We start from the raw sequence: 23,287 nt of genomic DNA on the forward strand, positions 1-23,287 counted from the left end.
CGAAAGGTTAACGCTCCATGTCCGCCACCCCCGTCGTCACCCGTTTTGCACCCTCGCCAACCGGCTATCTGCACATCGGCGGGGCGCGCACCGCCTTGTTCAACTGGCTGTTTGCACGCGGGCGCGGCGGCAAGTTCCTGTTGCGGATCGAGGACACAGACCGCGAACGCTCAACGCCAGAGGCAACAGCGGCCATCCTGCAAGGTCTGACATGGCTTGGCCTCGACTGGGATGGCGACGCCATCAGCCAGTTCGAACGCCGCGACCGCCACGCCGAGGTGGCGCATCAGATGCTGGCCCGCGGCACCGCCTACAAGTGCTTTTCCACGCCCGAAGAAATCGCCGCCTTCCGCGCGGCGCAAGAGGCCGCGGGCGTCAGCTATGCGGTGTTCCAGAGCCCTTGGCGCGACGCAGATCCCGCCACCTACCCCGATGCCCCCTATGCCATCCGCATGAAGGCCCCGCGCACGGGCGAGACGAAGATCGTCGACACGGTTCAGGGCACCGTCACCGTGCGCAACGACCAACTTGATGACATGATCGTGCTGCGCTCGGACGGCACGCCCACCTATATGCTGGCGGTGGTGGTGGACGATCATGACATGGGGGTCACCCATGTGATCCGCGGGGACGATCACCTCAACAACGCAGCGCGCCAGCAGATGGTCTATGACGCGATGGGCTGGGCGATCCCGGTCTGGGCGCATATTCCCCTCATCCACGGGCCGGATGGCAAGAAACTGTCAAAGCGCCACGGTGCCACGGCGGTCGGGGATTATCAGGCGCAGGGCTATCCGGCGGCGGGCATGCGCAATTACCTGACCCGCCTTGGCTGGGCGCATGGCGATGCCGAGCTTTTCACGACAGAGCAGGCCCTCTCCATGTTCGGGCTTGAAGGAATCGGCCGCAGCCCCGCACGGCTCGATTTCAAGAAGCTGGAATCAACCTGCGGCTGGCATCTGGCGCAGGGCGAAGATGCTGCGTTGCTGCATGAGATAGAGGGCTATCTGGCCGCAGCGGAACGCCCCGCCCTGACGCCAAACCAGCGCGATCTTCTCTTCCGCGCGCTCTACTGCGTGAAGGACAGGGCAAAAACCTTCCCCGAACTGCTTGATAAGGCTCGCTTCGCCCTCACCTCGCGTCCGGTCGACATCGACGAGGCGGCAGGCAAGGCACTTGACGCTGTATCCCGTGGTATACTGAAAGAATTGACGCTGCGCTTGCAAAGTGCTAGCTGGACGAAGGATGCGCTTGAGTCCATTCTGACTGAAGTTGCCACGGCCCATGGCATCGGTTTCGGAAAACTGGCCGCGCCCTTGCGTGCCGCTCTTGCCGGGCGGAGTGCGACCCCAAGCGTCTATGACATGATGCTGGTCATCGGTCAGGACGAAACGATTGCGCGGTTGCAGGATGCCGCGGCCTAAACCGGCTGCACCCTGCCACCGTAAGAACTATGCGCCACCAGCCGGGACGGTCCGGCGGGGCAAGAACGAGGGATGAGAGAGATGGCCGAGACCCAGAAGAACGCGACATTGACCTTGGACGGCAAGTCCTTTGACTTGCCCGTGTTTTCGCCCACGCTTGGCCCCGATGTCCTCGACATCCGCAAGCTCTATGGCCAGGCCGATGTATTCACCTTCGACCCCGGCTTCACCTCGACGGCGGCCTGCGAAAGCGCGATCACCTATATCGACGGCGACAAGGGCGAACTGCTGCACCGCGGCTATTCGATCGAGGAACTGGCCGAACACTCGCATTACCTCGAAGTCTGCTACCTGCTGCTCTACGGCGAGCTGCCCACCGCCGCCCAGCTGGCCGATTTCGAAACCCGCGTGACCCGTCACACGATGGTGCATGAACAGATGCACTACTTCTTCCGCGGCTTCCGCCGCGATGCGCATCCGATGGCAACGATGGTGGGTGTGGTCGGTGCAATGGCCGCCTTCTACCACGACTCGACCGACATCAACGATCCGTGGCAGCGCGAGGTCGCCGCGATCCGCATGATCGCCAAACTGCCGACCATCGCCGCGATGGCCTACAAATACTCGGTCGGCCAGCCCTTCGTCTATCCGAAGAACAGCCTCGATTACGCGGGCAACTTCCTGCACATGTGCTTTGCCATCCCGGCCGAAGAATATGTGGTGAACCCGATCCTCGCCAAGGCGATGGACCGGATCATGATGCTGCACGCCGATCACGAACAGAACGCATCCACCTCGACCGTGCGTCTGGCAGGCTCCTCGGGTGCCAACCCCTTCGCCTGCATCGCGGCCGGCATCGCCTGCCTCTGGGGTCCGGCCCACGGCGGCGCGAACCAGGCCTGCCTCGAAATGCTCAAGGAAATCGGCACCGTCGACCGCATTCCCGAATATGTCGCCAAGGCCAAGGACAAGGACTCGGGCTTCCGCCTGATGGGCTTCGGCCACCGCGTCTACAAGAACTTCGATCCGCGCGCCACGGTGATGAAGCAGTCGGCGGACGAGGTGCTGGCCCTGCTCGGCGTCGAGAACAACCCGCTCCTGCAGGTTGCCAAGGAACTGGAGCGGATCGCCCTGTCGGATGAATACTTCATCTCGAAAAAGCTCTACCCCAACGTCGACTTCTACTCGGGCATCATCCTCGAGGCGATGGGCTTCCCCACCTCGATGTTCACCCCGATCTTTGCCATCTCGCGCACCGTCGGCTGGATTTCGCAGTGGAAAGAGATGATCGCCGACAAGGGCCAGAAAATCGGCCGTCCGCGCCAGCTCTATATCGGCGAGCCGCACCGCGCCTATGTGGATGTGCGCAACCGCTAAGCGCCTGTCATGAAACACCAAAGGGCTGCCCGTCGGGCGGCCCTTTTCCTTTAGCGCATCGCCTTGACGCCCCGCAGCAAGCCGCCAGGCCGCGCGCCCGCGCCGCGCCGTTCCGCCACGCTGGGGTGCAGCTTTTCGCTGCGGTCCCGCCCCACCACCCTGCGCTGGCGCAGCAGGAACAGCTTGCCCCAGGCGCGCCATGTTCCCACCATCGGGGCCTTGGGGTCGCAGGGAAACCGCTCCCGCCAGCCTGTCGGCAACAAGAGGCCGCAGGCCTCTGCGCGGTCCAGCATCCAGACCAGCGGAATGTTCGCCAAGGGCCGCGCCGCCGCCAAGGCGCCGACCTGCCCGCCGACATCGGCATGCGCCCCGGCAAACCACACCTGCTCCACATTGCCCTGCCAATCCGCCGGACAGTCCCACAAGACAGGTGCAAAGACGGCGCGCGTCTCGTGCAGGGCCAGCGCATGAAACCCGTGACGAACCGACGCGCCGAGGTGATGGTTATGGAAAGCATGCTGGCGGTCGGTCAGCATCCACAGGAACGGCAGCCGCAGGCCGAGGGCCTTGACCGTATCCCAGACCCCGACCATCTCGATCGGCGCGGCGCTATGGCAGGTGTTCTGCGCAAAAACCCGTGCGGCGGGGCTATCCGGCCCCTGCATGTAATGGCGGTAGGCCAGTTGCACGTTACGCTCTGTCGCCAGATCATGCCGCAGCAAGCCCACGCGGTCGATCACCCCCGCAAGGGATCGCACCGCGAACGCGCCGCGCGAATAGCCCAACAGAAAAATCCGGTCGCCGGGGCGATACTGGCTGGCCAGCCATCCGTAGGCGCGGCGGATCTGCCGGTTGATCCCGCGCCCCTGCGCGACGGAGGCAAGGTTGCGCCAGCCTTCCCACTGCAACCCCGGTTCATAATACAGCCGCCGCCGCACCCCCGGCACCGGCTGGCCGATCAGGTGAAAGGCCAACCCTGCGTTGGTTTCATGCCCGGGCTGAAGGCTCGACATGGTGCCGTCAAGGATCACCACATGGTCCACCCGCCCCCGCCCCGGACCGACAGGGGGCGCGTTGCCTTCGGTTTCCACCTGTGGCGACGGGCGGAACCATTGCCTGATGCGGTCAAGAAGGGACGTGGCCAGCCTCCCTCAACCAGTGCCAGATGCGTGAAGGCGTAAAGGGCATGTCCACCCGCGCCACCCCGCAGGGCGCCAAGGCGTCCCGCACCGCATTGGAAATCGCCCCCAGCGCGCCCACAGTGCCTGCCTCGCCGCACCCTTTCATGCCGAAGGGGTTCATCACGGATGGCACAGGCTCGCTGCTGAAGGCGACCATCGGCAGATCGGCGGCGCGCGGCATCGCGTAATCCATGAAACTGGCCGACAGAAGCTGCCCCTCCGCGTCATAACATGCGGCCTCGCACACAGCCTGCCCAAACCCCTGCGCGACGCCGCCATGCACCTGACCGATGGCCAGTTCGGGGGCCATCAGCGTTCCGAAATCATCCACCACCGTATAGCGGTCCATCACCAGCGCTCCGGTTTCGGGGTCCACCTCCACCTCTGCAACATGCGCGCCGTTGGGAAAGCTGCGCCCGTCCAGACGCGTGGTTTCGCTGACATCGAGCACATCATCGCGCCCGCGCTCCCGCGCAAGCTCTGCCGCCTCTGCCAGCGTCAGGCGCATGTTGCTGCCCTCGGCCCCGAAGGTGCGCCCGTCAAAGCGCACGGCCTCCACCGCCCATTCCTCGGCCAGAAAGGCGTTGAACCCCGCCACCATGCTTTGCACCGTTGCCCGCATCGCCGTGCCCTGCACGGTGACAGAGCGGGAGCCGCCCGTGCCGCCACCCTTGGCGATGGCATCGGAATCGCCCTGCACGATCCGCACATCATGTTCCGGCAGGCCGGTCCATTCCGCCACCATGCGGGCATAGACCGTTTCATGCCCCTGCCCGTTCGACTGGGTGCCGACATAGAGCGTCGCGCCCCCGCCGGCATCCAGCACCAGCCGCGCGGTTTCGTCGGGATCGCCCAGAATGCTCTCGATATAGGTGGCAAGCCCGATGCCGCGCAATTTGCCGCGCGCCGCGCTCTCGGCCTTGCGGGCCGCGAACCCCGCCACATCCGCCTCGGCCTTGGCGCGGGTCAGCACGCGGGGGAAATCCCCCACATCAATCAGCTCTCCCGTGGCGCTGCGATAGGGAAAATCCCTGATGAAATTGCGCATCCGCAGATCGAACGGGTCCACCCCCAACTGGCGCGCCGCCTCATCCATCGCGCGTTCGATGGTCAAAATCGCCTCGGGCCGCCCCGCCCCGCGATAGGCATCGACGGGCGTGGTGTTGGTATAGACCCCCACCGCGCGTAGATGCGCCGCCTTGATGTCATAAACCCCGGTCAGCACCTTGGAAAACAACTCCGACTGGATGGGTTGCCCGTATTGCGAGTTATAGGCCCCGAGGTTGGACACAAGGTTAACGCGGTAGCCCGTCACGCGCAGCCCCTCGTCAAAGGCAAGCTCCGCCACTGCCACCAGATCGCGCCCCGCATTGTCGGTCAGCATCGATTCCCCGCGCGTCGCGCTCCAGCGCACCGGCCGGCCCAGCGCCCGCGCCGCCGCCGCCACGCAGACATATTCGGGATAGGTCATCGCCTTCATCCCGAAACCGCCGCCCACGTCCGGATTGGTCACTCGCACCGCGTCACGCGGCAGGCCCAGCATCCGCGCCAGCTCGTTGCGCTGGTTCCACACGCCCTGCCCGTTCACCGCCAGATGCAGCCGCCCGTTCTCCCATTCGGCAAAACAGCCGCGCGGCTCCATCGCGTTCACGATGATGCGGTTGTGGATCACCTCCAGCGATACCCGATGCGCGGCGGTCTCGAACGCCGCCTCCACCGCCGCCGCATCACCGATCTGCCAGTCATAGGCGCGGTTCTGCGGCGCCTCTGCGTGCACCTCCGGCCCGCCCGTGGCCACCGCCAGCGCCACCGGCAAGGGCGCGATGTCCAGCCCGACCGCCTCGGCCGCATCCTGCGCCGCCGCCAGCGTCTCGGCGACGATCATCACCACCGCCTCGCCGACATGGCGCACGCGGCGCCGCGCCAGCACCGGCCGCTCCGGCCCCGCGCCCATGCTGCCATCGGCATTGCGCAACCGCGCGCCCTTCATGCCCAGCGTCACGCCCAGCGCCTCCAGCGCCGCCGCATCCAGCACCAGATGCACCCCCGGCATCGCCCGCGCCGCCGCCAGATCCAGCGCCAGAATCTCGCCATGCGCATGATCCGAGCGCAGGAACAGCGCGTGCAAGGCCCCCGCGGGCGCGATGTCGTCCACATAGCGCCCGCGCCCGGTCAGGAACCGGATATCTTCATGCCGTCCAACACCTTGCGCCTTGCCGAACCCGCTCATGACCCACCCCTTTGCCTGCCGCACAAAGAGTTACGCCCCCGGCCGGATTTGTCCAGCCAGAGGCGTTACAGGCCGGACTCCCGGCAAGCGAAGAGCGCGGTCACGCGCGATGAGCGGCCCCGGATCAGACCTTGAGCGACAGCACCGTGGCAACACCCAGATTGCCAAAGCCGTTGAAGCGCGAATTGGTCACGGTGGAATAGGCCCCCATGCCATGCACGATCAGGAAATCGCCCTCGGCAATATCACCCGGCAGCGCGATGTCACCCGGCAGACGGTCGACGGAATCGCAGGTCGGCCCGAAGATGATGCGCGGCACATCCTCGGCCACACGCTTCTCGCCCGCGCCCGACAGCACTTCCATCCGGTCGATCACCCCGATCAGCGGCAATTCGGTCAGCGTGCCATAGACACCATCGTTCAGGAACACATGCGTGTCGTCGCGCACCGCCTTGACCCGTGCCGCCAGCGTATAGGCATCGCCGCACAGCGCCCGTCCCGGCTCGCAGATCAGCAGCGGACGGTCGGCCCCGAAGGCTTCGGTCGACACGCGGTCGATCAGCGCAAAGGTCTCCTCAAGCTGCGGCGCCACGCCGTTCAGCCGGTGGTTCGGAAAACCGCCGCCCACGTTCAGCCGGGCGATCGTCACACCGGCGCGCCGTGCGATCTCGGCAGCCTCCAGAATGTAGGATTCCCACGCCTTGGGGTCGGTGCATTGCGTGCCGGGGTGGAAGGTCAGCGACGGGATGAACCCGGCCTCGGCCACCGTTTTCAGCAGATCGACAGCCACGTCCGCCGTGGCCCCGAACTTGGCCCCGAAGTTATAGGCCGCACCCGCCACCGGCAGTTTGAAACGCACCGAAATCTCGGTGCCTTCCGCCGGAACCATCTCGATCAGCTTGTCGAGTTCGGACCGAGAATCAACGCTGTAAGATTTCACGCCGCGCTCGACCGCATAGGCGATCTCGTGGCGCGCGCGCACGGGGTTGTTGTAATGGATGGCCGCATCGGGGGCCAGACGGCGGATCAGGTCAATCTCGAAACCGCTCGCGCAATCATAGCCACGCACGCCGGCGGCGGCGAGGTTCTCGATCATCTCGTCGCTGGGGTTGGACTTGACCGCATAGGTCACCATGCCCGGAAAGCCGTCGATGAACCGGCGGGCCGCGGCCTGCACCATGGTCGGCGCAAAAAACAGCACCGGATCAACGGGTTGCTCTACCCGCAGATATTCGGTCGGATTTGTCCAGATCGTTTTCGACAGTCCCATCGGCGTTTCCTTCCTTGCCAACAAGACGCAGAGCCCTTGACCGTTGCTGCGAACGGGGCCGGGCACCAGCGTGGTTATCTAAAACCAGGCCAGGTGCGTATGAGCCGCCCTTTTCCTGCAACGTAGGATGCGCCATATGGGGCACAATCGCACCGAACAAAACTATATAATCGCAGCGCAGGGTCGTTATAATGACGAAAACATCGGTCAAATCGTATGGATGAACTCGATCGCAACATCATCGCCCTTTTGCGCGCCGACGCGCGGCTGTCGCTGGCCATGCTGGCGCGCAGGCTCAAGGTTGCGCGCTCGACCATCCAGGCGCGGCTGGAACGTCTGGAAGACAATGGCACCATTGCCGGATACACGCTGAAGCTGGGTCAGGGGGCCGATCCCAACCGCCTGCGCGCCACCGTCCTGCTCACGATAGAGCCGCGCACGCAGGCCGCCCTCCTCACCCGCCTCAAGTCGATTTCCGAGGTGGAGCGGGTCTATACCACCTCGGGCCGCGTCGATCTCTTGCTGCAGATCGCCTGCCCGAACACGCAGGTGCTCGATCAGGTGCTTGACCAGATCGGCGCGATGACGGGCGTCCACTCCTCGGAAAGCCTGATCCACCTCAGCACCAAGATAGACCGCGCGGTCTAGCCCGCCGCTTCGGGGCGCAGCGAGAACAGGTCGACAAAGGCCTGCCCCTGCGCCGGATCGCCCTCGAACCCGATCAGCCCCGCGGCGCATTGCGCAAGCGGCATCGGGCCGTAAAGCGTGGCAGCAAGCGCATTGGTGCTGCCTGCGAACCGCAGCCCCGCCCCCGCCGCCTCTCCGCGCTCCACCCGGAAGGCACCGGGCGCGGTGCGGATCACGAAGGACTCCCCCGCCGCGATCATCACCGCCTCGTGCGGCCCGGCCCGCCCGCGCGCGCACATCGCCCGCAGCGACAGCATCAAGGACACCGGGCTGATGAACAGGCTCGGGTCATGCCCCGGCATCGCCGCGCCCCAGCGGCACAGCGCGCGGATCACCGGCCACAGCCCCATCCCCGCCTCGGTCAGCCGATAGCTCTGAAACCCCGCCCCCTCCCGAAGCGCCTCGCGCAGCACAAGCCCTGCCGCCTCCAGCTCCTCCAGCCGCCGCGTCAGGATATTGGCGCTCACCCCAGGCAGCCCTGCGCGAATCGCGCCAAAGCGGCGTGGCCCCAGCATCAGTTCGCGCACCACCAGCAGCGCCCAGCGGTCCCCGATCAGGTCAAGCGCATGGGCCGCAATGCAGCCTTCCTCGTAGCTTCGGCGGATTCCGGTCATCGTCCCCATCTTTTAGTTGTTTTTTGTAACTAACTTTGCAAGCCTGCTCCGGCAAGTGCAAACAGGAGGGAAAGACAATGGCCTATCTCGATGCCTTCGTTGTTCCGGTTCCCACGGGCCGCCGCGACGCCTATATCGCGCATGAAGACAAATGGTGGCCCGCCTTCGAAAAACGTGGCGCCCTCTCTCTTATGGTGGCATGGGGCGACGATGTGCCCGCCGGAAAGCACACCGATTTTTTGCGCTCCGTCGATCTGGCCGAAGGCGAAACGGTGGTGGTCTGCTTCATGACATGGCCCGACAAGGACACCCGCAACGCCGCCTACAAGGCGATGGAAGAGGCGGTGACGCCCGAAGAAATGGCCGACATGCCCTTTGACGGCAAGCGCATGATCTATGGCGGCTTTGTGCCGGTTCTGGTCAAGGGTGCGGCATGAGCGTTCAGGGCCTTCCCTTCTGGTATGAACTCGCCACCGCCGACAGTTCCACCTCGGCGGCGTTCTACGGCCCCGTGATGGGCTGGCACTTCGCCGATGCGGGCGTGCCGGGCTTCGACTACACCATCGCCAGCATGGGCACCGATATGGTGGCGGGCCTCATGGCACCCGATGGCGGCATGTCAGAGGTCTGGATGATGTATTTCGCGGTCGACGACTGCGACGCCACCGCCGCCCGCGCCCGCGATCTGGGCGGCAGCGTCCTGCAAGGCCCCGACGACATTCCGGGCACCGGACGCTATGCGATCATCGCCGACCCGCAGGGCGCGGTCTTCGGCCTGATGCAGCCCGCCGATGGCCAGCCGGGGGCGGCCTTTGACCAGCAGGCCGCAGGCCATGCCAACTGGCACGAGCTGCAAACCCCCGATCCCGCCGCCGCCTTGGCCTTCTACACCGCCCTCCTCGGCTGGCAGGCCGGCACGGCCATGGATATGGGGCCGATGGGCACCTATCAGATGGTGCGCCGCGGCGCGGGGGATATCGGCGGCCTCATGGCCCTGTCACAGCCCCGGACCCCGCCCCACTGGCTGCCTGTCTTCGGCACCGAAAGCATCGCGGCGGCGATGGCGCGGATCACGGCGCAAGGCGGCACACCCCTGCACGGCCCCATCGAAGTGCCGGGCGGCGCCTTTGTCTGCTATGCCGCCGACAGCCGCGGCGCGATCTTCGCCCTCGTCGGCCCGCCCTGAAAGGGTTGGCCCGACCGGAAACGCCGCGCGAAAGCCCCCGCGCGGCCCGCCCTGCCCCTTGGCCTTTGCGCCCTAATTCGCTAAGTCCCCTGCAACCGCAGAGGATGATGCCCATGCCGATGGAAAAGACCTTCAACGCCGCCGAGGCCGAAGCCCGGATCTCGGCGCTCTGGCTGAACGAAAACGCCTTCGCCGCCGGAGCCAATGCCAAGCCCGGTCGCCCGGCCTTTTCCGTGATGATCCCGCCGCCGAACGTCACCGGCAGCCTGCACATGGGCCATGCCTTCAACAACACGCTGCAAGACATCCTCACCCGCTGGCACCGGATGATGGGCGATGACACCCTCTGGCAGCCCGGCACCGACCACGCCGGCATCGCGACGCAAATGGTGACCGAACGCGAAATGGCCAGAAACGGCGAGCCGACCCGCCGCGACATGGGCCGCGACGCCTTCCTCGCCCGCGTCTGGCAGCAGAAACAATCCTCGCGCGGCACCATCATCGGCCAGCTGCAACGCCTCGGCGCCTCCTGCGACTGGTCGCGCGAGGCCTTCACCATGTCCGGCGCCCCCAACGCGCCCGAGGGCGAAGCGGGCAACTTCCACGACGCCGTCATCAAGGTCTTCGTGGACATGTATCACAAGGGCCTGATCTACCGCGGCAAGCGCCTCGTGAACTGGGACCCCCATTTCGAAACCGCGATCTCCGATCTCGAAGTCGAGAATATCGAGGTCGCGGGCCATATGTGGCACTTCAAATACCGCCTCGCGGGCGGCGAGACCTATGAATATATCGAAAAGGACGCCGAGGGGAACGTCACCCTGCGCGAGACGCGCGACTACATCTCAATCGCCACCACCCGCCCCGAAACCATGCTGGGCGATGGCGCCGTGGCCGTGCATCCCTCCGACGCACGCTATGCGCCCATCGTCGGCAAGATGGTCCACCTGCCGCTCTGCGACCGCCTGATCCCGATCATCGCCGACGAATACCCCGACCCGACCTTCGGCTCCGGCGCGGTGAAGATCACCGGCGCGCATGACTTCAACGACTACGCCGTCGCCAAGCGCAATAACCTCCCCTGCTACCGCCTGATGGACACGCGCGGCCACATGCGCGCCGATGGCGCGCCCTATGCCGAGGCCGTCGCCCGCGCCCGCGAGATTGCCGCAGGCTCCCCCGCCACCGAGGCCGAGGTCGACAGCCTCAATCTCGTTCCCGAGAAATACCGCGGGCTTGACCGGTTCGAGGCACGCAAGGCAGTCATCGCCGATATCAACGCCATCGGCCTTGCCGTCACCACGCTGATCAAGGAAACCGACCCCGAGACAGGATCGGAACACCTCCGCCGCGAACCGGTGGTCGAGGCGAAGAAGATCATGCAGCCCTTCGGCGACCGCTCCAAGGTGGTGATCGAACCGATGCTGACCGACCAGTGGTTCGTCGACACCGCAAAAATCGTCGGCCCCGCGCTCGATGCGGTGCGCACAGGGGCCACAAAGATCATCCCGGAGTCGGGCGAGAAAACCTATTTCCACTGGCTGGAGAACATCGAGCCTTGGTGCATCAGCCGCCAGCTCTGGTGGGGCCACCAGATTCCGGTCTGGTATGGCCTGTCCATCGACGCCGCCGATTTTGTCGATGACGAAGGCGACAATGCGCTCGATCAGGTCGAAATCCTGACCATCCTCGGCGATGGCGGCTATCTCGCGCGCGAGTCGCGCTTCCACTGCGCCGACAGCGTCGCGGCGGTGACGGAACGCTTCCGCGATGATCTGGCCGCCCTGCCCCAGCCGCTCAACACCGCCCGCGTGGTCGAGGTTGCAGACCGGCAGGCGGCGGTGGAAACCTTCGCGGCGGCACTGGCCGACTATACCCTCAGCCAGGACCCGACCCATCTGGTCTATCCGGTCTGGCGCGACCCCGACGTGCTCGACACATGGTTCTCCTCCGGCCTCTGGCCGATCGGCACACTGGGCTGGCCGGAACAAACCCCGGAACTGCAAAGGTATTTCCCCACCTCCACCCTCATCACAGGGCAGGACATCATCTTCTTCTGGGTCGCCCGCATGATGATGATGCAACTTGCGGTGGTGGGTCAGGTGCCGTTCAACACCGTCTACCTGCATGGCCTCGTGCGCGACGCCAAGGGCAAGAAGATGTCGAAATCCCTCGGCAATGTCATCGACCCCTTGGAGATCATCGACGAATACGGCGCCGACGCGCTGCGCTTCGCCAATGCGGCGATGGCCAGCCTCGGCGGCGTGCTGAAACTCGACACCGCCCGCATCGCGGGCTACCGCAACTTCGGCACCAAGCTCTGGAACGCCTGCCGCTTTGCCGAGATGAACGGCGTCTGGGAAGGCCACGCCACCCAAAGCGCGCCGCCGCAGGCCAGCGCCACCGTGAACCGCTGGATCATCGGCGAAACCGCCAAGGCCGCGACCGAGGTTTCCGAGGCGCTGGAAAACTACCGCTTCGATCAGGCCGCCGACGTGCTCTACAAATTCGTCTGGGGCAAGGTCTGCGACTGGTATGTCGAATTCGCCAAACCGCTGTTCGATGGCGAACAGGCGGCCGAGACGCGCGCCACGATGGCATGGGTGCTGGATCAGTCTATGATCCTCCTGCACCCCTTCATGCCCTTCATCACCGAAGAACTCTGGCACACCACCGGCACCCGCGCCAGACGTCTGGTGCACACCGACTGGCCCGCCCTGCCCGCCACCCTGATCGACGCGCCGTCGATGGCGGAAATGACATGGGTCACCGCCCTGATCGACGATATCCGCTCGGCCCGCGCGCAGGTGCATGTGCCTGCCGGATTGAAACTCGATCTGGTCGCCACCGCGATGACCGAAACGGCGCAGGCCGCATGGGCCAGCAACGAGGCACTGATCCAGCGGCTTGCCCGCATCGCCAGCCTCACCCGCGCCGATGCCGCCCCCAAGGGCGCGATCACCGTGGCCGCCGAAGGCGCGACCTTCGCGATCCCGCTCGAAGGCGTCATCGACATCGCCGAGGAAAAGGCCCGCCTGCAAAAGACACTCGACAAGCTGGCCAAGGAAATCGGCGGGCTAAAGGGCCGGCTGAACAACCCCGCCTTCGCCGCTTCGGCCCCCGAGGACGTGGTGGAAGAGGCGCGATCCAACCTCGCCGCCCGCGAGGAAGAAGCCGCGACGCTGCGCGCCGCGATGGCACGGCTGGCCGAAATCGGCTGACCGGCACGCCCGGACCGCCGGGGGGAGCCTCCGGCGGGGATATTTAAGAACAGATGAAATCCGCTCGGGTCCTCATCTGTTCACAAATATCCTCGGGGGGATGAGGAGCGCAGCGACGAAGGGGGGCAGACAGCCCCCCTTTTTTTCGGCCCGTGCAAGGCCCATCTTGGAAAGGAACAGGAGGTCCGCACATGTCTTGGCTATCCCGACTCGCCGAACGCCAGATCCAGAAATCCCGCCTGCAAGGCCAGTTGCAGGGGCTTGAGGGAGAGGGCAAGCCGCTGCCCGAACGCCCGGGCGATGCCTTCGTCAGTGCGGGCGATGCGGTGGGCTTCCGCATCATGGCGCAGGCGGGCGTCCTGCCCGAGGAGATCACGCTGAAAAAGCAGGTGATCGCCCAGCGCGCGCATCTGGCCAGCCTGACGGATGAGGCCGCGCGCAAGGCGGCGATGGCAGAACTTGCCCGGCTGGAGATGCGGCAGGCCATGGCCGAAGAGGCCCGCCGCCGCTTCCTGCGCGACTGAGCGCAGGCGCTTGTGCGGGCAAGAGTTAAGAAAGCCTGAAGACGGCAGGGCAAGCCCTTGATTTATCTAGGAAGCCCGCTTTGTAACACAGCGGGCTCCCCCCTTGCCCTGTGCGGTATTTCCCGCCACTCTGCCCCCATCATGACCCGATTTCTCACACCCCTCGCCGCCTCCCTGCCCGCCACCGTGCCCTTCACCGGCCCCGAGACGCTGGAGCGCCAGCAGGGCAGGCCCTTCCGCGCCAGACTGGGGGCGAACGAGAGCCTGTTCGGCCCCTCCCCCAAGGCCCGCGCCGCGATGCAAGAGGCGGTGGCGGGGGTCTGGATGTATGCCGACCCCGAGGGGCATGACCTGAAGGCCGCCCTCGCCGCGCATCACGGCGTGACCCCTGCCCATCTCGTGCTGGGCGGCGGCATCGACGGGCTTCTGGGCCTCCTGTGCCGCCTCACGCTGGAGCCGGGCACCCCCGTGGTCACCTCGCTCGGGGCCTATCCCACCTTTGCCTTCCATGTGGCGGGCTATGGCGGGGCGCTGCACCGCGTGCCTTACAGCGGCGATCACGAAGACCCGCAGGCCCTGCTGGACAGTGCAAGGCAGACCGGCGCGCGCCTGATCTACCTCGCCAACCCCGACAACCCGATGGGCAGCCATCATCGGGCGGCGGTGATCGAGGAGATGGTGGCCAACCTGCCGGACCATAGCCTCCTTGTGCTGGACGAAGCCTATGCCGACCTCGCGCCCGATGGAACGATCCCGAGGATCGATCCCGACCACCCGCAGGTGATCCGGCTACGCACATTTTCCAAAGGCTATGGCATGGCGGGAGCACGGGTCGGCTATGCGATTGCCCGTCCCGAACTGGCGCGGGCCTTTGACAAGGTGCGTGACCATTTCGGCATGGGGCGGGTGGCCCAGATCGGCGCGCTGGCGGCCCTGCAAGATCAGGACTGGCTGGCCGAGGTGCGGGCGCGGATCATCACGGCGCGGGCGCGGGTGGCGCGGATCACCCAAGCCAACGGCCTGCGCCCCCTGCCCTCGGCCACCAATTTCGTGACGGTGGACTGCGGGCGCGACGGCGACCACGCCCGCGTGATCCTGCGCGAGACGGTGGCGCGGGGCGTCTTCATCCGCATGCCGGCTGTGGCACCGCTGGACCGCTGCATCCGCATCAGTCTGGGCGATGACGCCGCCTTGGATGTGCTGGAAGAGGTGCTGCCGGAGGCGGTGGCCGCGGCAGGCTGACCCTGCCGCACCTATTCGGCGGCGATTTCCGATTTGGCGGGACCAATGGCGGGGGCTGCCCCCAGCGGCACCTGAGCGCCCCCGAGTTTCAGGGCTGGCACATCGGCTGCGGGGGCGGCATCTGCCCGCAGGCTGTGTGCGGCGATGGCCGGATCGGTGACAGCCGCAGCAGCCAAGGGCGCAGTTGCGGCCACGCCTTGCGCCAGCGGGCGGCGAAACACCAGCATATTCTGGTAGGTGGTCTTGGTTCCGGTCAGGCCTGCACGCTCATCGCAAGGCAGCGTGTCGGCGCGAACGTAATCCCACCCTTCGGCCCCCAGCGTGTTCATGACCTGCGTCAGCGTCTGGGCAAAACGATCTTCGGTGGTTTTGACACCACGGAATTTCTCGCCCCGCTTGGGGGCTGGAATGACCTTGAATTCATAGCGCTGCATGATGGCTCCCGCAGTTTGACAGGGGGCAGAATAGCGGGATTTGGGCAACAAGGCCAAGGCGGAGCCGCAGATTTCAAGGACCTGCGGGCAGCGCCGCAACAATCGCCCCATCTGGTAGGTTGGCGAAGGGCGGACCGCTATCTCTAGGGGAAGGCGCGCGTCAGGCCGAGGTGGCAGGACCGGAAGGACCCGGAAAAAGCGCGCGCGTGGCGGAAATCAGCGCATGGGCGGTGGTCAATTCATCGGCATCGGGGCCAAGCGCGCGCGCGGCCTGCACATGACGCCGCACGGCCTCGGCCATGTCCCTCGGCTGGGCGCAAAGCGGGGAGCGGCTGAGCGCGAGGGCGATTTCGGCCATGACCAGATGCGCTGCCGCCGAGGGCACCACCAGCGCTTCGGTCTGCGCCTCGAAGGCGCGCAGCAACTGGCGGTGGCAAAGATCGGGATTGTCGGCATCGGCCGGCAGCGGCATCCAAGCCTGCGCAAGAGCCGCCCAGAGCGCGGCCTTTTCGGTGGCAGGCACCCGCGGCGTGTCGATCATGGCGCGCAGTTTGGCGACCGCCCGCGCGCGCAGGACGGGGGCCGCAGTGCCGGGCTCTGCCCGCGCCTTGGCACACAGCGCGCGGCCCAGCATCAGCGCCACCTCGGACGTGTTGGGCAGGCGTTCCAGCGCGGCGATGGCGCGGTTCAGGGGCGGCAGGCAGGCAGGCGGGTTCAGCCCCAGACCCAAGCGCAGATCGGCCCGCGCCCGCGCCAGCAGCGTGGCATCGTCGCGGCCAAGGGCCGCGCGAAAGCGGCCCAGCAGCGTCACAGCCCGAGTTTCTGCGCCACCATCGCATTCACGACGGCGGGGTTGGCCTTGCCGCCGGTGGCCTTGAGCACCTGGCCCGTGAACCAGCCGGCCAGTTTGGCGTTCAGCTTGGCCTTTTCCACCTGTTCGGGGTTGGCCGCGATCAGCGCATCGAGCGCGCGTTCGATCTCGCCCGTATCGGTTACGGCCTTCATCCCGTGTTTTGCCGCCTGTTCGGCAGGATCACCACCCTCGGTCCACAGGATTTCGAACAGGCCCTTCGCCATTTTGCCGGTGATCTCGCCCTTGGCCAGCAGATCAAGCATGCCGCCCAGTTGCGCAGCCGAGACGGGGCTTTCCGCGATGGCAAGACCCACCTTGTTGAGCCGGCCGAAGAGTTCGTTGATGACCCAGTTGGCGGCGATCTTGCCGTCACGTCCCTGCGCCACCGATTCGAAGAACGCGGCCGAGTCGAGATCGGCGGTCAGCACGTTGGCGTCATAATCGGTCAGGCCGAAATCGCCCATGAAGCGGGCCTTCTTTGCATCGGGCAGTTCGGGCATCGAGGCTGCGATGTCATCGACCCACCCCTGTTCGATCTCCAAGGGCAGCAGGTCTGGGCACGGGAAGTAGCGGTAATCAAACGCCTCTTCCTTTGACCGCATGGAACGTGTTTCGTTCTTGTCGGGGTCATAGAGCCGGGTTTCCTGCTCGACCTTGCCGCCATCTTCCAGAATGGCGATCTGGCGGCGGGCTTCATAGTCAATGGCCAGCTGGATGAAGCGCATCGAGTTCATGTTCTTGATCTCGCAGCGGGTGCCCAGATGGCTGAAATCCTGCGTTTCCTGATAACGTTCATAGGCACCGGGGCGGCAGACCGAAACGTTCACATCGGCGCGCAGGTTGCCGTTCTGCATGTTGCCATCACAGGTGCCAAGGTAGCGCAAGATCTGGCGCAGCTTGCCGACATAGGCGGCAGCCTCTTCGGGGCCGCGGATGTCGGGCCGGCTGACGATTTCCATCAGGGCCACGCCGGTGCGGTTGAGATCGACGAAAGACATCGCCGGGTCCATGTCGTGAATGGACTTGCCCGCGTCCTGCTCCAGATGGATGCGCTCGATCCGCACCCGGCGGGCGACGCCGGGGGAGAGTTCGACCAGCACCTCGCCCTCACCCACGATGGGGTGGTAAAGCTGGCTGATCTGATAGCCCTGCGGCAGGTCGGGATAGAAATAGTTCTTGCGGTCGAAGGCAGAGAACAGGTTGATCTGCGCCTTGAGACCAAGCCCCGTGCGCACTGCCTGTTCCACGCAGAATTCGTTGATGACGGGCAACATGCCGGGCATGGCGGCATCCACGAAGGCCACGTTGGCATTCGGCTCCGCGCCGAAACTGGTGGAGGCACCCGAAAAGAGCTTGGCGTTGGAAGACACCTGCGCATGGATTTCCATTCCGATGACAAGTTCCCAATCGTGCTTTGCCCCGGCAATCACCTTGGGGGTCGGCGCGGTGTAGGTCAGGTCCAGCATGGCGCACTCCTTAAGTTTCCCCCTGTCTTTAGGCGGGCAAACGCCGTGGGGCAAGGGGTGGAACTGGCGGATTGCTGCCGACATCCGCATGGCGGGGTTGTTCGCACAGGGCGTTGCAGCCTATCGCCTCGGGGCCGCGCACAGAGGTGCGGTGCCACCGATGGTCTTTTTGATGCGCGCTTCCCTTTCGCTTGTCGCTCTTTCGACGTTCATTCTTGCCGGCTGTGTGGCCGGTGCCACCGGGAAAGACACAAGCGAGCCCCCCGCCATGCGCTGGGATCACCGACCGGAAGCGGCCAACTGGACACGCACCTCGATGAACATGATCGCCGCGCAGGATGCGGTGCTGGCGGCACGCGTGCCTGCCGATATCCAGCGCTGGTGCCCCGGATATGATGACGCGTCTCTGACCGAGCGCCGTGCGTTCTGGGCAGGGCTGCTGTCGGCGACCGCCAAGCATGAAAGCACATGGAACCCCCGCGCGTCGGGCGGCGGCGGGCGCTATATCGGCCTGATGCAGATCTCGCCCCAGACCGCCCGCGCCTATCGCTGCGAGGCGACCAGCCCCGAAGCGCTCAAGAACGGCGAGGCAAATCTGGCCTGCGCCATCAAGATCATGTCGACCCAGGTGGGCCGCGACGGTGTGGTTGCGGGCAGCGGCAATCAGGGCATCGGGCGTGACTGGGGGCCGTTCCGGTCGGCATCGAAACGATCGGACATCGCAGGCTGGACCAAGTCGCAAGAGTATTGCACGGGCTGAGCTTCTTGCCCTTGGCCCGGCTGCGGCCTATGTCTGATCCATGTTTGAAAGACTCCTCTCCGGCCTTCTGGCCCCTGCCCCCGCGCGACTGCCCGAACCCGATGCGCGCCTTGCGCTCTGCGCGCTGATGGTGCGCGTGGCGCGGTCTGACGGCGATTATGCCGCTGCCGAGGTTGCGCAGATCGACAGGGTCATGGCCGCCATGCACGGTCTGTCGCCCTTTGCCGCCGCCAGCCTGCGCAAAGAGGCCGAGGTGCTGGAGGCCGAAGCCCCCGACACCGTGCGCTTCACCCGCGCCATCAAGGCCGCGACCGCGCAAGAGGACCGCAACAGTCTGCTGCAGGCGCTGTGGTCTGTCGCGCTGTCGGATGGCGGACGCAATGCCGAAGAGGACAGGTTGCTGCGTCTGGTTGCCAATCTGCTGGGGCTCACGGATGTGGAATCGGCGCTGGCCCGCCAGCGGGCGGCCAAAGGGTGATTGCCTCGCTTGCCATGTATGACCGCGCCGAGACGCGCGAGGCTACGGATAGGCTGTGGCGTCACATCCGCGACGGATTGCAAGCGCGCGGAATTGAGGCGCCACATGAACTTTCGCGAGGCGACGGGGCCTATTGGCCCGCATGGCAGGCGCCGAGCCTCGTGTTGTCGCAAACCTGCGGTCTGCCGTTTCGGGCACGGTTGCACGGGCAGGTCACGCTGATCGGCACGCCGGATTATGGCGTCGACGGATGCCCGCCGGGCTATTACCGCTCGGTGCTGATCGCGCGGGCGGATGATGCGCGCACCGATGCGGCGGCATTCGGCGGCGCGGCACTCGCGTTCAACGAGGCATTGTCGCAATCGGGCTGGGCCGCGGTGCATGAGCATTTTCAAAGCCTAGGCGTGCCACTTTTTCCTGCGCTGCAAACAGGCAGCCACCGCGAAAGCGCGCGGGCGGTGGCCGAGGGGAGAGCGGATTTCGCGGCAATCGATGCGGTGACATGGCGGCTGTTGTGCCGCCACGACGGCTTTGCAGCACGCTTGCGCGTGTTTGCGCAGACCAGGCCCACGCCGGGCCTGCCGCTGATTGCCGCCAAGGGCGCGCCGCGCAGGGCGATCTTTGAGGCAGTCGCCGAGGCGATTGCGGCTCTGGGCGAGGCAGAGCGGCTCAACCTTGGCCTGCAAGGGATTGTCGATATCCCGCAAAGCGCGTATCTGGCTCTGCCCATCCCCCCTGCCCCCGCCCAAATTCAAGGCGAAAGGTGATAAAAGCCGCGGCATCTGCCGCTGCGTCTGTCACAAAGGGCGTTGCAAAGGGAGCAATCTTGCGTCCTAATTTGATCAACTGTTCCAAACGGCGCGAGGCAAAGTGACCACTGCCCATCTGAGCGAGAGTGATCGGACCAAGCCCGCGCCCATTCCCGGCGCGGCCAATGGCGTGGGCACCCCGGTGATCGAGATTCGGGGTCTGCACAAGGCCTATGGCTCGCTCGAGGTGCTCAAGGGTGTGGACCTGACGGCACCGCGCGGGCATGTCGTCAGCCTGATCGGATCGTCGGGGTCGGGGAAATCGACGCTGCTGCGGTGTTGCAACCTTCTGGAGGACAGCCAGCAGGGCGAGATTCGCTTTGAGGGCGAGGCGGTGCGCTGGAAGGGGGAAGGGCTGAACCGCCACCCCGCCGACCGCGCACAGGTGACCCGCATCCGCACAAATCTGTCGATGGTGTTCCAGCAGTTCAACCTGTGGTCTCACATGACGATTCTGCAGAATGTGATGGAGGCGCCGGTGACGGTGCTGAAGCGCGATCCGGGCGAGGTCGAGGCGAAGGCGCGGGAATATCTGGCCAAGGTGGGCATTGCCGACAAGGCCGATGCATGGCCTGCGATGCTGTCGGGCGGGCAGCAACAGCGCGCCGCGATTGCGCGGGCGCTGTGCATGGAGCCGCGCGCCCTGTTGTTCGACGAGCCGACAAGCGCGCTGGACCCGGAACTGGAGCAAGAGGTGATCCGCGTGATCAAGGCGCTGGCCGAAGAAGGGCGCACGATGATCCTCGTCACGCATGACATGAAACTGGCGGCCGATTGTTCGGACCACGTCATCTTCCTGCATCAGGGCCTGATCGAGGAAGAAGGACCGCCGGAGCGGGTGTTCGGCGCGCCGCAGACCGCCCGTCTGCGCGGTTTCCTTTCCGCGACCGCCTGACGATACACGAAACCATAACAACAGCTAACAACTAGGGAGACACATATGAAAAAGCTGATGCTCGCCACCGCGCTTGTCGCGCTCACGGCAGGGAGCGCCTTTGCGCAGCAGGTCGTGCGCATGGGCACCGAGGGCGCCTACCCTCCGTACAACTTCATCAATGACAACGGTCAGGTGGACGGGTTCGAGCGCGAGCTGGGCGACGAGCTGTGCCGCCGCGCCGAGCTGACCTGTGAATGGGTGACAACCGATTGGGATTCGATCATCCCGAACCTTCAGTCCGGCAACTATGACACCATCATCGCCGGCATGAACATCAATGAAGAGCGGTCGAAGGTGATCTCCTTCACCCAGAACTACACCCCCCCGGCCCCGTCGGCCTATGTCGCACTGTCGCCCGATGCCGATATCGAGGGCGGCGTGATCGCGGCGCAGGTCAACACCATCCAATCGGGTTACATCGCGGCTTCTGGCGCGACGCTGCTGGAGTTCGCGACGCCGGATGAAACCGTCGCAGCGGTGCGCAACGGCGAGGCCGATGCGGTGTTTGCCGATAAGGACTACCTGGTTCCAATCGTGAACGAATCGAATGGACAGCTGGTGATCGTGTCGGATGACGTGACGCTGGGCGGCGGTGTGGGCATGGGCCTGCGCCAGTCGGACACGGAACTGCGCGGCAAGTTTGACGCCGCCATCGGCTCGATGAAAGAGGACGGTTCGCTGAACGCCTTGATCATCAAGTGGTTCGGCGAAGACGCCGACGTGTTCTGATGAACAGGCCCCCGCGCGCGCTGCGGGCGGGGGCAATTTCGCATGTTTGAATTTTGCGCTGATCCCAAATCGCTGGAAGGCCTGTCATGGCTGTCGTGCTACCTGACCTCGGGTAAGCACCTGAATATGTATTGGGCATTTGGCACCGTGCTGCTGCTGCTGGCGGTGACGGCCCCGATTGCCATGCTGTTTGGATTTTTCGGCGCGATGGCGGCGCGCAGCCAGTTTTTCGCGCTGCGCCTGATCGGCAAGGGTTATACCGGTATGGTGCGCGGTGTGCCCGATATCGTGTTCTTCCTGTTCTTCGTGATCGCGCTGGATCAGGGGATCGAATACATCATGCACCTGATCCGCTGCCCCGACTGGGTGGAACCCGTGCGCAACGGGTTGGAATTCAGGGTGTGTCCGCAGGCAAAGGTGCCGCTCGGGTCTGCCCCGCAGACGGTGCATCAGTTCTACGGCTTCATGCTTGCGGTGCTGACCTTCGCGCTGGTCTTCGGGGCCTTTGCGGCCAATGTCCTTTATGGTGCGATGCAGGCGGTGCCGCGCGCGCAACTGGAAACCGCCGAAGCCTATGGTCTTAGCCCGTCACAGGTGTTCCGCCGTGTGCTGGTGCCGCAGATGTGGGTTTACGCCCTGCCGGGCCTGTCAAACCTGTGGCTGATCCTGATCAAGGCCACGCCCTTGCTGTTCCTGCTGGGTGTGCAGGATATCGTCTACTGGGCACGGGAATTGGGCGGGGCCAAGACGCAGGCCTTTGACTACCCGCACCCCGACTGGCGGCTCTATTATTTCATGGCGTTGCTGGTGTTCTATCTGGGCTTCACGCGCCTGTCGGAAATCGTGCTGAACCGCATTGCCGCGCGGTTGGCCAAGGGTCAGGCCACGGCGGCGGGCGAAGCGATGCGAAAGGCGGGGATATGACCTGTTGGGAAACCATCGGTGCCTATGCCTTTCGGTCCTTGGGCTATGGCGAGCGGTTGCTGCCGCGCACGGACTTCACCCTGTGCCAGCAATTCACGCTGATCGGATCGGGCCTGATCTGGAACGTGTATTTCGGGGTCGTGGCGCTGCTGTTCGGCTTTGTGCTGGCCAATGCGATTGCCTTTGCCAAGGCCTCGCATAACCCGATTGCCCGCAAGCCCGCGGAATGGTTCATCTTTCTGTTCCGCGGCTCGCCTTTATTCATCCAGTTCTTCCTTGCCTACGAGGCATTGCAACTGCTGCCCCGCGCCGGAATTGACGTGTTCGGCGTCACGGTGCAGACGGCGTGGACGACAAAGGCCTGGGCGGGAGCGCTGTTTGTGCTGTTCCTCAACACCGCCGCCTATTCGGCCGAGATCTTCCACGGCGCGCTGCGATCCATCCCCAAGGGCGATCTGGAGGCGGCCGAAGCCTATGGCCTGACCGGCTTTGCCAAGTTCCGCCGGATCCAGTGGCCGACCATGCTGCGCCTCGCCTGGCCCGCCTATACGAATGAGGCGATCTTCCTGTTCCATTCCACGACGCTGGTGTTTTTCTCGGGCTTTCCGGCGTTTCAGCAGCGGGGCGATGCGCTTTATTACGCCAGCTATTTCGCGGACAAGACCTTCAACCCTTTTATCCCCTATCCGATCGTGGCGGGCTACTTCATCATCCTGACGCTTTTGCTGATCTGGCTGATGGGGCGGATCAACACGCGGCTGAACCGGCACCTGCCTTCCAATCTGAGCGGCAAAATTCGCTTGCGTCCTCAGTTGATCCGATAGTAGCCTACATTTGATCAAATTATCCGGACACCCGTCCGGACCCGCATCACAGGCGGGACGCAAGATCGTAACCCGAGGATGGACCACGGGCCGCGCCCCCGGCGAGGCCCCGACCAG

General features: G+C 65.2%; 22 protein-coding genes. 15 read left to right on the plus strand and 7 right to left on the minus strand.

Annotated elements, in window-relative coordinates; all coding sequences use genetic code 11:
* The first annotated feature begins 17 nt into the window (after positions 1 to 17).
* Together gltX and G3572_RS13590 are read left to right on the plus strand one after the other, a co-directional pair.
* Positions 18 to 1,424: a glutamate--tRNA ligase gene (gene gltX, locus G3572_RS13585; protein ID WP_164612799.1), complete on the plus strand. Its 1,407-nt coding sequence runs from the start codon at positions 18 to 20 to the stop codon at positions 1,422 to 1,424.
* A gap of 81 nt (positions 1,425 to 1,505) precedes the next feature.
* A complete protein-coding gene (locus tag G3572_RS13590; RefSeq protein WP_164612801.1) occupies positions 1,506 to 2,801 on the plus strand; it encodes a citrate synthase in 1,296 nt (431 codons plus the stop codon).
* A gap of 50 nt (positions 2,802 to 2,851) precedes the next feature.
* On the opposite strand, the gene G3572_RS13595 is transcribed toward G3572_RS13590, so the two are convergent.
* The 3 genes from G3572_RS13595 to G3572_RS13605 form a co-directional block, all read right to left on the minus strand.
* A complete protein-coding gene (locus G3572_RS13595; RefSeq protein ID WP_354004034.1) occupies positions 2,852 to 3,892 on the minus strand; it encodes a T6SS phospholipase effector Tle1-like catalytic domain-containing protein in 1,041 nt (346 codons plus the stop codon).
* 34 nt (positions 3,893 to 3,926) lie between these two features.
* The gene (locus G3572_RS13600) at positions 3,927 to 6,212 is read right to left on the minus strand and encodes a xanthine dehydrogenase family protein molybdopterin-binding subunit (protein WP_164612804.1); all 2,286 of its coding nucleotides are present in this window, start codon (positions 6,210 to 6,212) and stop codon (positions 3,927 to 3,929) included.
* A gap of 124 nt (positions 6,213 to 6,336) precedes the next feature.
* Positions 6,337 to 7,482 (minus strand): type III PLP-dependent enzyme, encoded by a 1,146-nt coding sequence (locus G3572_RS13605; RefSeq protein ID WP_164612806.1) that lies wholly within the window; start codon positions 7,480 to 7,482, stop codon positions 6,337 to 6,339.
* Positions 7,483 to 7,698: 216 nt separating this feature from the next.
* Here G3572_RS13605 and G3572_RS13610 point away from each other — a divergent pair, with 216 nt between their 5' ends.
* The gene (locus G3572_RS13610) at positions 7,699 to 8,130 is read left to right on the plus strand and encodes an Lrp/AsnC family transcriptional regulator (RefSeq protein WP_164612808.1); all 432 of its coding nucleotides are present in this window, start codon (positions 7,699 to 7,701) and stop codon (positions 8,128 to 8,130) included.
* Here the strand turns inward: G3572_RS13610 and G3572_RS13615 are convergent.
* On the minus strand, positions 8,127 to 8,783 hold the full coding sequence (locus G3572_RS13615; protein ID WP_240335550.1) for a winged helix-turn-helix transcriptional regulator: 657 nt from the start codon (positions 8,781 to 8,783) through the stop codon (positions 8,127 to 8,129). The genes G3572_RS13610 and G3572_RS13615 overlap by 4 nt on opposite strands.
* A 77-nt stretch (positions 8,784 to 8,860) precedes the next feature.
* On the opposite strand from G3572_RS13615, the gene G3572_RS13620 reads away from it, so the two are divergent.
* From G3572_RS13620 to G3572_RS13640, 5 genes are all read left to right on the plus strand, one after another.
* Positions 8,861 to 9,220: a DUF1428 domain-containing protein gene (locus G3572_RS13620; protein WP_164612812.1), complete on the plus strand. Its 360-nt coding sequence runs from the start codon at positions 8,861 to 8,863 to the stop codon at positions 9,218 to 9,220.
* Complete coding sequence (locus tag G3572_RS13625) at positions 9,217 to 9,969, plus strand: VOC family protein (protein ID WP_164612814.1); 753 nt, start codon at positions 9,217 to 9,219, stop codon at positions 9,967 to 9,969. The genes G3572_RS13620 and G3572_RS13625 overlap by 4 nt, the downstream gene beginning before the upstream one ends.
* Before the next feature lie 113 nt (positions 9,970 to 10,082).
* Positions 10,083 to 13,190: a valine--tRNA ligase gene (locus tag G3572_RS13630; RefSeq protein WP_164612816.1), complete on the plus strand. Its 3,108-nt coding sequence runs from the start codon at positions 10,083 to 10,085 to the stop codon at positions 13,188 to 13,190.
* Positions 13,191 to 13,381: 191 nt separating this feature from the next.
* Entirely contained in the window at positions 13,382 to 13,714 is a 333-nt protein-coding gene (locus G3572_RS13635) for a DnaJ family domain-containing protein (RefSeq protein WP_164612818.1), read from the plus strand.
* Between the two features lie 141 nt (positions 13,715 to 13,855).
* Entirely contained in the window at positions 13,856 to 14,956 is a 1,101-nt protein-coding gene (locus G3572_RS13640) for a pyridoxal phosphate-dependent aminotransferase (protein ID WP_164612820.1), read from the plus strand.
* Between the two features lie 11 nt (positions 14,957 to 14,967).
* On the opposite strand, the gene G3572_RS13645 is transcribed toward G3572_RS13640, so the two are convergent.
* From G3572_RS13645 to gatB, 3 genes are all read right to left on the minus strand, one after another.
* Positions 14,968 to 15,390, minus strand: coding sequence for a DUF4177 domain-containing protein (locus tag G3572_RS13645; RefSeq protein WP_164612822.1), 423 nt, complete (start codon positions 15,388 to 15,390; stop codon positions 14,968 to 14,970).
* A 160-nt stretch (positions 15,391 to 15,550) separates the two neighbouring features.
* Positions 15,551 to 16,201: a hypothetical protein gene (locus G3572_RS13650; protein WP_164612824.1), complete on the minus strand. Its 651-nt coding sequence runs from the start codon at positions 16,199 to 16,201 to the stop codon at positions 15,551 to 15,553.
* Positions 16,198 to 17,709 (minus strand): Asp-tRNA(Asn)/Glu-tRNA(Gln) amidotransferase subunit GatB, encoded by a 1,512-nt coding sequence (gene gatB, locus G3572_RS13655; protein ID WP_164612826.1) that lies wholly within the window; start codon positions 17,707 to 17,709, stop codon positions 16,198 to 16,200. The genes G3572_RS13650 and gatB overlap by 4 nt, the downstream gene beginning before the upstream one ends.
* Here gatB and G3572_RS13660 point away from each other — a divergent pair.
* The 7 genes from G3572_RS13660 to G3572_RS13690 all read left to right on the plus strand — a co-directional run bounded on the left by G3572_RS13660 (position 17,708) and on the right by G3572_RS13690 (position 23,170).
* A complete protein-coding gene (locus G3572_RS13660; RefSeq protein WP_240335551.1) occupies positions 17,708 to 18,469 on the plus strand; it encodes a transglycosylase SLT domain-containing protein in 762 nt (253 codons plus the stop codon). The genes gatB and G3572_RS13660 overlap by 2 nt on opposite strands.
* Positions 18,470 to 18,509: 40 nt before the next feature.
* Positions 18,510 to 18,947, plus strand: a complete 438-nt coding sequence (locus G3572_RS13665; protein ID WP_164612829.1) for a tellurite resistance TerB family protein — start codon at positions 18,510 to 18,512, stop codon at positions 18,945 to 18,947.
* On the plus strand, positions 18,944 to 19,714 hold the full coding sequence (locus G3572_RS13670; protein ID WP_164612831.1) for a phosphate/phosphite/phosphonate ABC transporter substrate-binding protein: 771 nt from the start codon (positions 18,944 to 18,946) through the stop codon (positions 19,712 to 19,714). The genes G3572_RS13665 and G3572_RS13670 overlap by 4 nt, the downstream gene beginning before the upstream one ends.
* 172 nt (positions 19,715 to 19,886) lie before the next feature.
* Positions 19,887 to 20,651 carry an ABC transporter ATP-binding protein gene (locus G3572_RS13675; RefSeq protein ID WP_164613196.1) on the plus strand — a complete coding sequence of 255 codons (765 nt, stop codon included), beginning with the start codon at positions 19,887 to 19,889 and terminating at the stop codon, positions 20,649 to 20,651.
* A gap of 45 nt (positions 20,652 to 20,696) precedes the next feature.
* Positions 20,697 to 21,422: a transporter substrate-binding domain-containing protein gene (locus tag G3572_RS13680; protein WP_164612833.1), complete on the plus strand. Its 726-nt coding sequence runs from the start codon at positions 20,697 to 20,699 to the stop codon at positions 21,420 to 21,422.
* A 42-nt stretch (positions 21,423 to 21,464) separates the two neighbouring features.
* A complete protein-coding gene (locus G3572_RS13685; protein WP_164612835.1) occupies positions 21,465 to 22,346 on the plus strand; it encodes an ABC transporter permease in 882 nt (293 codons plus the stop codon).
* Positions 22,343 to 23,170 (plus strand): ABC transporter permease, encoded by an 828-nt coding sequence (locus G3572_RS13690; protein WP_164612837.1) that lies wholly within the window; start codon positions 22,343 to 22,345, stop codon positions 23,168 to 23,170. Before G3572_RS13685 ends, G3572_RS13690 begins: the two co-directional genes overlap by 4 nt.
* Positions 23,171 to 23,287 lie beyond the last annotated feature (117 nt).

Origin of the sequence: Pseudotabrizicola algicola (assembly GCF_010915705.1) — a bacterium.
Lineage (GTDB): Bacteria > Pseudomonadota > Alphaproteobacteria > Rhodobacterales > Rhodobacteraceae > Pseudotabrizicola > Pseudotabrizicola algicola.